This is a genomic window from Micromonospora sp. NPDC002575 (assembly GCF_042889525.1).
GTDB classification, from domain to species: Bacteria; Actinomycetota; Actinomycetes; order Mycobacteriales; family Micromonosporaceae; genus Micromonospora; species Micromonospora carbonacea.
Genome location: NZ_JBIARA010000065.1, coordinates 1 through 1,801, shown reverse-complemented (window position 1 = coordinate 1,801; position 1,801 = coordinate 1). Strand labels below are relative to the sequence as shown.

Annotated in this window: 1 protein-coding gene; it reads right to left on the bottom strand. The window is 69.6% G+C overall.

Annotated elements, in window-relative coordinates; genetic code table 11:
* Positions 1–8 precede the first annotated feature (8 nt).
* The gene (locus tag ACFYWL_RS31100; RefSeq protein ID WP_386980381.1) at positions 9–1,481 is read right to left on the bottom strand and encodes an IS110 family transposase; all 1,473 of its coding nucleotides are present in this window, start codon (positions 1,479–1,481) and stop codon (positions 9–11) included.
* Positions 1,482–1,801: the final 320 nt, after the last annotated feature.

The window sequence follows — 1,801 nt, the reverse complement described above, 5'->3', positions numbered from 1 at the left end:
CTGATTCCCTATCGGGGATCGGTTGTCAAGATGCCGGCTGGCTTGACCGTGTAGGTGGGCTGGTTGGAGGATCGTTGGTGGGGAAGGTCGCCTCGTTTGTCGGCGTTTCGTGCGTCTGACCTGGCATGTCCCGTGAGGACTCGTTGAGGGGCCTTCCCCGCCTTCGTGGTGGTGGGTTTGGTGCTGCGTCGTCGGGCACGGACGCTGGTAGGAACGGTCCACTGCTCGGCGATGACTGTCTTCGCTTCGGTAGGGGTGACGGGTGTGCCGTCGGTGTCGCAGATGACGTAGGGCATGCGTCGGCGCATGACGGTCCAGGCGCGTTCGGCGAGGCGGGCGGCGACGACGCAGAGAGCTTTGAGGTGTCCGGAGCCGCGTTCGACCATCTGGGTGTAGTAGATCCTGGCGAGTTGGGGGTCTTGTTTGCGGGCATGGTCGGCGGCGCGGACCAACGCTGCGCGGGCCAGGCGTGACCCGGCCTTGGACATGGGTTGGCCCTTGCGGTCGGTGTTGCCGGTCTCTGACGCGCGTGGCGCGAGGCCGAGGTAGGACTTGAAGTGGGCGCCGGTCGGGAATCGGGCGGCGTCGCCGATGACCGTGGCCAGGACGGGGCCGCCGACGGTGGCCAGGCCGGGCAGGCTCCGGGCCAGCTGTCCGGGGTCGGCCCACCGGTAGGCGTCCTCCCGGGCGGCGGCGTGGACGGCCAACTCCGCTTCGATGGCGGCCAACAGGCGCACTTCGGTGGCGACTTCGGCGGCCAGGTCGGTGAACGCGACCGCCGGGTGATCGCGGTAGAGGTCGACCGCGGCACGGGCGGCGGCCAGCCACTGCTGCGCGCGGTCGGCGCCCTGGTGATGGTGCGACGCCGTGGTGATCACGGCGGTCAGCCGGGCGGGTCCGGCTTTGAGCAGGGCCCGGGGGTCGGCCCATCGGGCCAGCACGGCCAGGTCGGCCTTTCCCAGCTCCCCGGTCAACGGAGTCATCGGCATCACCTGCCGGACGAGGTCCTTGATCCGCACCTTGTGCTCCGAGGCGGTCTGCGTCAGCCGATCACACGCCCGCACCCGCCGATCCAACGCCGCCTGCTCCGCGCCGGGCAACCGCAACGGCCGGACCCCGTCCGGGTCGACCAACGGCAGCCGAGCCAAGGTGTCGGCGTCGATGCCGTTGGACTTCGCATGCCGCGACAGGAACCGACGCAGATCCGCCGCCCGAGCTGAGGACACCCGGAACACCGTGTGCCCCCGGGCGGTGAAGAACACCGCGACCGGCAGCCACGCCGGCCCCGTCGGCTCGATCACCACTTCCAGACGGGTCCCCGCCACGGCTCCGGCCAACGCCACCTGCTCGATCACGGTCAGGCTCTCCACGCTCGGCTCACACCGCCGGCGACACACCTGCCGGCCGCCCTCATCGAGAACCCGCACCGTGTGCGCCGAGGCGATGCCCAGATCGATACCCACCAACCGTCGCTGCGTCATCCCTACCCACCCCTGGCTCGTCCACCGGTCACCATCGACTCCGGCGGCCCGCGCAAGCAGGCGTCTCTGTCCGCCACGGTCCCAAGGAGGCAGAGCGTCCTGACGACGGCTCCCACTCATGTGCTGCAACCGGACCCGACCTCAACAGGGTCGGCCCACTTCCCTCATCCGGGGCATCCGTGGCCAGGCCAGCAGTGGCAATCAGTCGAACGAGGCACAACCCTCAGAGCCGTACTCAACGCCACCCACCGGACCAACCGGGATGCTCATGCAACCCCAGGACCACCGGGCTGATCAAGCACCGGAGTCCTTTACATGAG

What these genes read in the sequence shown, in the direction of transcription:
- ACFYWL_RS31100 (WP_386980381.1), bottom strand. Translation starts at nt 1,481, where the DNA reads ATGACGCAGCGACGGTTGGTGGGTATCGATCTGGGCATCGCCTCGGCG.